The following is a 5,973-nucleotide window of genomic DNA, read 5'->3' on the forward strand; positions in this document are numbered from 1 at the left end:
AGTCCGACGCCGTGCTCGTCACCGGGCTCGCTGCGCTCGGCGTCGAGCACGAAGGGCTGCCCCGGCCCGAGCTGAACCTTGCCCGCCGCGAACTTGCCGACGCGAATCTTCGGCCCTTGCAGGTCGGCCATGATGGCGACTTCCCGCCCGACGCGCGCCGAAGCCTCGCGCACCCGCTGCGCCCGGTCGATGTGGTCCTGTGCCGAGCCGTGGCTGAAGTTGAGCCGCACCACGTCGACCCCGGCACGAATCATGGCTTCGAGCATTTCCGGCGTGTTCGACGCCGGGCCGAGGGTGGCGACGATGCGGGTGGCGCGCAAGGACATGAATGTCTCCTTCGTTGTTGTACTGGGGTGCGTATTTTCACCCGTAAAAGTGTCGCGCGGGTGACATCGGCCGCGGAGGCGGCTTACCATCCGAGTCCGATGTGCAAGGGCAGGTAAACGGTCATCCCCAGCACGATGGTGCCCAGGATGTCGCGGCGCCAAAAATAGTAGGCGAGCGCCACGAGCACCGCCGGCGGTCGGGCATCGCGCCAGGTGTCGAGCAGCTGCCCGTGGCTCATCAGGATCTCGGGGGCGATCACGGCGAGCAGCGCGGCCAGCGGCGCGTAGGCCAAGCCGCGACGCAACCAGCCCGGCATCGGCAGCTCGCGGCGCGAAATGAAAAAGAAACTCCGCGTGACGACGCTGATCACCGCCAAGCCGACGACAGCCACACCGACGGTCCAGGGGTTCATGGTCCGGCCTCCTCTGCCGCGGAGCCGCCCGGCCGGGCGCCCTGCGGCGCAGCCCCCCGATGCGGGCGTGCGCCCCGGATCTGTCGTTCCGCCGCTTCGGCCGCCAAGCCAGCGGCCACCGCCGCGACGATGGCGACGAGGATGTTGAGCCGCAAGGGCATCGCCGAGGCCGCGATCGCCGCCGTTGCCGCCACGGCAGCGGCCACCCAGGCCGGTCGGCTCTGCAAGAGCGAGGCCGTCACGCCCAGCAACGCGAGCACGCCCGCAAATCCCAAACCCCAGCGCGCGGGCACCGAATCGGCCAGCACGATGCCGAGGATGGACAGGGTCTGCCAGGCGGTCCAGTTCACCGCGACGCCTCCCCAGAAATACGGCAACTGCTCGGCGCTGGGTCGCGGCTCGGGAAAACGGCGCATGAACAGCACGTAATTGAGGTCGCCGCTGAAGTACCCCAACATCATCCGGTAGGGCCGCGGATAGGGCAGGAAATACGGTCGCCAGATCGCGCTGAAGATCACGAAGCGCAGATTCACGCAGGTCGCCGCCGCCCACACCACCCAAAGCGGCGCGCCCGAGGCCAGCAGCGGCAGTGCCGTGAGTTGCGCACTGCCTGCAAACACCGCCAAGGACATGAACAGGGCCAAGGGCACCGACAAGCCGCTTTGCACCATCGCGACCCCGGTCACCAGCGCCCAAGCCCCGAGACCCAGCGCCACGTGGGCAATGTCCGCCGCGCCGCGCCGAAAGTCTGGATGCGTGACGATCGCCCGCCAGGACGGCGGGCGCAGGGCTTGCAGCGGCGTAGCCTCGACGCTCATGCCGGCTCGAAGCGCTGCCCCGCCACGAGCGGATGACCCTGCAGGAAGGCCGCGGCCCCAAGCCGCCGCCCGCCCGGGCGCTGCAGTTCGATGATGCGCAGCACGCCTTGCCCGCACGCGACGCGGATTCCGTCGGCATTGGCGGACAAAATCTCGCCCGGGCCGGCGGAAACTGGGGTCTCGGTGCTATCGATTTGTGACTTCCAAATCTTCAAGGGCTGCCCCCCGATCATCGCGCCGACGCCGGGAAACGGGTCGAAGGCGCGCACGCGGCGCTCGATCTGCGCCGCCGACTGCGTCCAATCCACACGGCTTTCGGCCTTGTCGATCTTGGGCGCATAGCAGGCGCCCGCTTCGGGCTGAGGGCGAGGCTCGAGCCCGCCCTGCGCCAGCGCCTCGAGCCCTTCGACGATGGTTTGTGCGCCCAAGTCCGCCAAGGCATCGTGCAAATGCGCCGCGGTGGCATCGGGCGGAATCGGCAGGCGCCGCATCAACAACACCGGGCCGGTGTCGAGGCCCGCATCCATCTGCATCAGCGTGATGCCGGTCTCGGCGTCGCCCGCCTCGATCGCGCGTTGGATCGGCGCCGCTCCCCGCCAGCGCGGCAGCAGCGACGCGTGGATGTTGATGCACCCCCACCGCGCCCGCCCGTCCGAACGCGGCTCGGCCATGAGGTCGAGCACCCATTGCGGCAAGATCAAGCCATAGGCCGCGACGATCATCGCATCCGCATCGGCGGCCTCGATCGCCGCGCGCGCGGCCGCCGCATCCTCGGGGAATTTGCCCTCGAGCCGCAGGCTGCGCGGCTGCGCCACCGTCACACCGTGCGCCAGCGCCCATTGTTTGACCGCCGAAGCTTGCAACTGCAGACCACGACCGGCAGGGCGGTCGGGCTGGGTCAGAACCAGGCGAATCTCGTGCCCGGCGCGATGCAAGGCGTCGAGCGCCGAGCGGGCAAACTCCGGCGTGCCGGCAAAAATCAGGTTCATCGAAACTCGCGGCTGTGGATGGGTCGAAGCATCGGTCCCGAAGTGGCCACGACGGGGCGGCTGGGCGATGCGGTGAAAAGAATCAGGCCCGCACCGGCTCGCGGCGCTCGCGCTCTTCCTCGCGTTGCTGTTTGAGGAGCTTGGCCTTGATGCGGTTGCGCTTGAGCGGCGAGAGGTACTCGACGAACACCTTGCCGAGCAGATGGTCCAGCTCATGCTGGATGCAGACCGCGAGCAGGCCCTCCGCCTCGATCGTCCGCCGTTGCCCCTCGGCATCGTAGGCCTCGACCCGCACGGCTTGCGCGCGCTCGACCCCATCGTAGATTCCCGGCACCGACAGGCAGCCTTCGTCGCTGCGCACACGCTCGGGACTCATCCAGACGATGTCGGGGTTCACGAGCACCAGCGGCTGGTTGCGCTCTTCCGAGACGTCGATGACCACCACCCGAACATGACGATCGACCTGCGTGGCGGCAAGCCCGATGCCGTGCGCGGCATACATCGTCTCGAACATGTCCGCGACCAAGCGGCGCAAGTCTTCGTCGAAACGCTCGACGGGCCGCGCCACCGTGTGCAGCCGGGGATCTGGGTAACGGAGGATGGGAAGCTGTGCCATGGAAAATGTCCGCCAGCATCCGGCCACGGGCCCGGAGACTTTGCGGGTGGAAAGCGAAAAACGTTGGTATTTTCGCGACTTTTGCGACGCTGTGCGGCCCGAAGCGCCGATCAACATTGCCCGAAGCAGGGCTTGGGCGCAGAATCGGCGGCATCGTGCCCAGAGAAACCCGCCCGGGATTGCCCTTCTCCATGAAACCCTTGCCACCCACCGACCTCACCGAACCGACGATGCCCCGCCGTCAGGCGCTCTCGGCGCTCGCCCTGCTCGCCAGTGCCTGGGTGCCCGCCGCCGCTTGGGGCGCCGGCAACTACCCCATCACCCCGGGCCAGAAGCGCACCGCCGCGCAAGTCGCCGAGCGCGGCGTGCCGCTCGATGAAATCGCCCCGAATGCGCCCGATCAGTACACCGTGCAGCGTGGCGATACGCTCTGGGCGATCTCCGGGCTCTACCTCAAGCGCCCCTGGCGCTGGCCCGAGCTTTGGGGCATGAACCTGGCCGACATCCGCAACCCCCATTTGATCTACCCCGGTCAGGTGTTGCGGCTCGTGCGCCGCGACGGGCGCGCCATGCTCGAGACACCCAGCGAGCCGCCGCTCGTCAAGCTCTCGCCGCGCGTGCGCGCCGAGTCACTCGCCGACGCGCCGATTCCGACTTTGCCGCCGCACCTGATCGAGCCCTTCCTTGCCGAGCCCGTCGTGCTCGACGAGAAGGAATTCGAAAGCGCTCCGCGCATCGTCGCCACGCGTGAAAACAGCGTGCTGCTCAGCCGCGGCGACCTGGCCTATGCGCGTGGGCCGGCAGGCAAACCCCTCTCCACCGACCCGGGCGAGCCCAAGGCCTACCGGGTCTACCGCGACCTGCGCCCACTCAAAGACCCGGCCAGCGGCGAAATCCTCGGCTATGAGGCGCAGTTCGTCGGCCGCGCCCGCCTGCAACGCGGCGAATCCGTCTCCGAAGCACCGGGGCCCGACGGCAAACCCGAGGGGCTGCCCGTGCCGGCCACGATCGAAATCGTCAGCGCCAAGGAAGAAATCCGCACAGGCGACCGACTGCTGCCCGAACCCGAGCGCAGCTTCCGCAGCTACGCGCCCCACGCGCCCGCGGGCGAGGTCGATGCCCGCATCGTCTCGGTCTACGGCAGCGCGGTGCGTTTTGCGGCACAGAACCAAGTCGTCACAATCAACCGCGGCATCCAAGACGGCATCGACACCGGGACCGTGCTCGCGGTGCTGAGCGCCGGCGCGCGCGTGGTCGATCGCGGCGGCCCCGAAGGTCCCACGGAGTTGCGCTTGCCCGACGAGCGCAACGGGCTGCTGATGGTCTTCCTGCCGTTCGAACGCGTCTCCTACGCGCTGCTGCTGCAGATCGCCGACGGCGTAAAGGTCGGCGACCGAGTCGTTCAACCGCGCTGAGCGCGCAGCTGCCGCCCGGCCCATGGAGCGGGACGAACTGGCCGCCTGGTTGCGGCTGACCACCACGCCCGGCATCGGCGGGGTGACTGCCCGCCGCCTACTGGCCGCGTTTGGGTTGCCGCAAGCCGTGTTCGAGCAGCCCAGCAGCACCTTGCGCCAGGTAGTGACGCCCGCGCAGGCTTGGGCCTTGCTCACACCCCCGCCGGGGCTGGACGATCGGATCCATGTCACCTGGAACTGGCTGCAGGAAACGCCGGGCGGCTCCGATGCCACGGCCGACGCCCCTGCCGCGTCGATGCAGCGCGCGGTCATCGCGCTCGGAGATGCCGCGTACCCCCGCGCACTGCTCGAGCTCGACGACCCGCCGCTGCTGCTCTACGTGCTGGGTCGCATCGCCACGGCGCCGGGCGCCGCGTTTCCGGCCACGCGGCGCTCGCATGGCGCAGGCTCGAGCCTCACGCACCTGGGCGAACAGGCCATCGCCATCGTCGGCAGCCGCAACCCAACCGCGCAGGGCGCCGAGAATGCCCGGCAGTTTTCGCGCTCGCTCGCCCAAAGTGGCTGGACCGTCGTCTCGGGCCTGGCCCTGGGCATCGACGCCGCGGCCCATGAAGGCGCGCTCGCGGGCGCACCGGCCCCGCTCGAACTGGCAACCGTCGCCGTCGTCGGCACGGGGCTCGATCGGGTCTATCCACGGCAGCATCTCGAGCTCGCCCGGCGCATTGCGCGCCGCGGCCTGCTGCTGAGCGAGTATCCGCTCGGCACCCCTCCGAGCCCCGCCAACTTCCCGCGCCGCAACCGCCTCATCGCCGCCTTGAGCCGGGGCACGCTGGTCGTCGAAGCGGCCCTGCGCTCGGGCTCGCTCATCACCGCACGGCTCGCGGCCGAGCAAGGCCGCGAAGTGTTCGCCGTGCCCGGCTCGATCCACTCGAGTCTCTCGCGCGGCTGCCACGCCCTGATCCGCCAGGGCGCCAAACTGGTCGAGTCGGCCCAAGACATCCTCGAAGAGCTCGGCCCAGGCTCCGATTCCCAACCGCGGTCCGGGGCCGCCGCTGGGGATGCATCGACCCCGCCTGCGGCGAGCCCCTCGGGCAGCGCCATCCTCGACGCGCTGGGCTACGACCCCATCGGGCTCGACGCCCTGCTGGCCCGCACCGGCATGGACGCGGCGACGCTGCAGGCGCAATTGCTCGAACTCGAACTCGACGGGGCGGTCGCGCGTCTGCCGGGCGGACTGTTCCAGCGACTCGCCAGGGCCTGAGAGGCTGAGAGGGAATTGGTCATGCCCGCTTTGACGCCCCAAAACACGCCAGAGGGCGTTGCAAATGCGCGCCGTAGCCCGAGCTACGGCTGTGCTTTGCGCCTACTCGGGCGCGTTTTGGGGCGCCCCTTCGGG

At 69.5% G+C, this 5,973-nt stretch carries 7 protein-coding genes; 2 read left to right on the top strand and 5 right to left on the bottom strand.

Annotated features, from left to right (window positions below; translation table 11 throughout):
* The 5 genes from JHC36_RS00265 to def form a co-directional block, all read right to left on the bottom strand.
* Positions 1 to 326: pyruvate kinase (locus JHC36_RS00265; protein WP_287914388.1), on the bottom strand; the 326-nt coding region annotated here is incomplete at its 3' end.
* 83 nt (positions 327 to 409) lie between these two features.
* Positions 410 to 739 carry an AzlD domain-containing protein gene (locus JHC36_RS00270; RefSeq protein ID WP_287914391.1) on the bottom strand — a complete coding sequence of 110 codons (330 nt, stop codon included), beginning with the start codon at positions 737 to 739 and terminating at the stop codon, positions 410 to 412.
* Positions 736 to 1,557 carry an AzlC family ABC transporter permease gene (locus JHC36_RS00275; protein WP_287914394.1) on the bottom strand — a complete coding sequence of 274 codons (822 nt, stop codon included), beginning with the start codon at positions 1,555 to 1,557 and terminating at the stop codon, positions 736 to 738. Before JHC36_RS00275 ends, JHC36_RS00270 begins: the two co-directional genes overlap by 4 nt.
* Positions 1,554 to 2,546, bottom strand: coding sequence for a methionyl-tRNA formyltransferase (fmt, locus tag JHC36_RS00280; protein ID WP_287914396.1), 993 nt, complete (start codon positions 2,544 to 2,546; stop codon positions 1,554 to 1,556). Before fmt ends, JHC36_RS00275 begins: the two co-directional genes overlap by 4 nt.
* An 82-nt stretch (positions 2,547 to 2,628) precedes the next feature.
* Positions 2,629 to 3,162: a peptide deformylase gene (def, locus tag JHC36_RS00285; RefSeq protein WP_287914398.1), complete on the bottom strand. Its 534-nt coding sequence runs from the start codon at positions 3,160 to 3,162 to the stop codon at positions 2,629 to 2,631.
* A 191-nt stretch (positions 3,163 to 3,353) separates the two neighbouring features.
* Between def and JHC36_RS00290 the strand changes: the two genes are divergently transcribed.
* Positions 3,354 to 4,577, top strand: coding sequence for a LysM peptidoglycan-binding domain-containing protein (locus JHC36_RS00290; RefSeq protein WP_287914401.1), 1,224 nt, complete (start codon positions 3,354 to 3,356; stop codon positions 4,575 to 4,577).
* 22 nt (positions 4,578 to 4,599) lie between these two features.
* Entirely contained in the window at positions 4,600 to 5,838 is a 1,239-nt protein-coding gene (gene dprA / locus JHC36_RS00295; RefSeq protein WP_287914402.1) for a DNA-processing protein DprA, read from the top strand.
* Positions 5,839 to 5,973 lie beyond the last annotated feature (135 nt).

The organism is Tibeticola sp. (assembly GCF_022759015.1).
Lineage (GTDB): Bacteria > Pseudomonadota > Gammaproteobacteria > Burkholderiales > Burkholderiaceae_C > Tibeticola > Tibeticola sediminis.

Excerpts from the sequence above, each read along its gene's own strand:
- def (WP_287914398.1), bottom strand. The coding sequence starts at position 3,162 with ATGGCACAGCTTCCCATCCTCCGTTACCCAGATCCCCGGCTGCACACG.
- dprA (WP_287914402.1), top strand. The coding sequence starts at position 4,600 with ATGGAGCGGGACGAACTGGCCGCCTGGTTGCGGCTGACCACCACGCCC.
- JHC36_RS00270 (WP_287914391.1), bottom strand. The coding sequence starts at position 739 with ATGAACCCCTGGACCGTCGGTGTGGCTGTCGTCGGCTTGGCGGTGATC.
- JHC36_RS00290 (WP_287914401.1), top strand. The coding sequence starts at position 3,354 with ATGAAACCCTTGCCACCCACCGACCTCACCGAACCGACGATGCCCCGC.
- fmt (WP_287914396.1), bottom strand. The coding sequence starts at position 2,546 with ATGAACCTGATTTTTGCCGGCACGCCGGAGTTTGCCCGCTCGGCGCTC.
- JHC36_RS00275 (WP_287914394.1), bottom strand. The coding sequence starts at position 1,557 with ATGAGCGTCGAGGCTACGCCGCTGCAAGCCCTGCGCCCGCCGTCCTGG.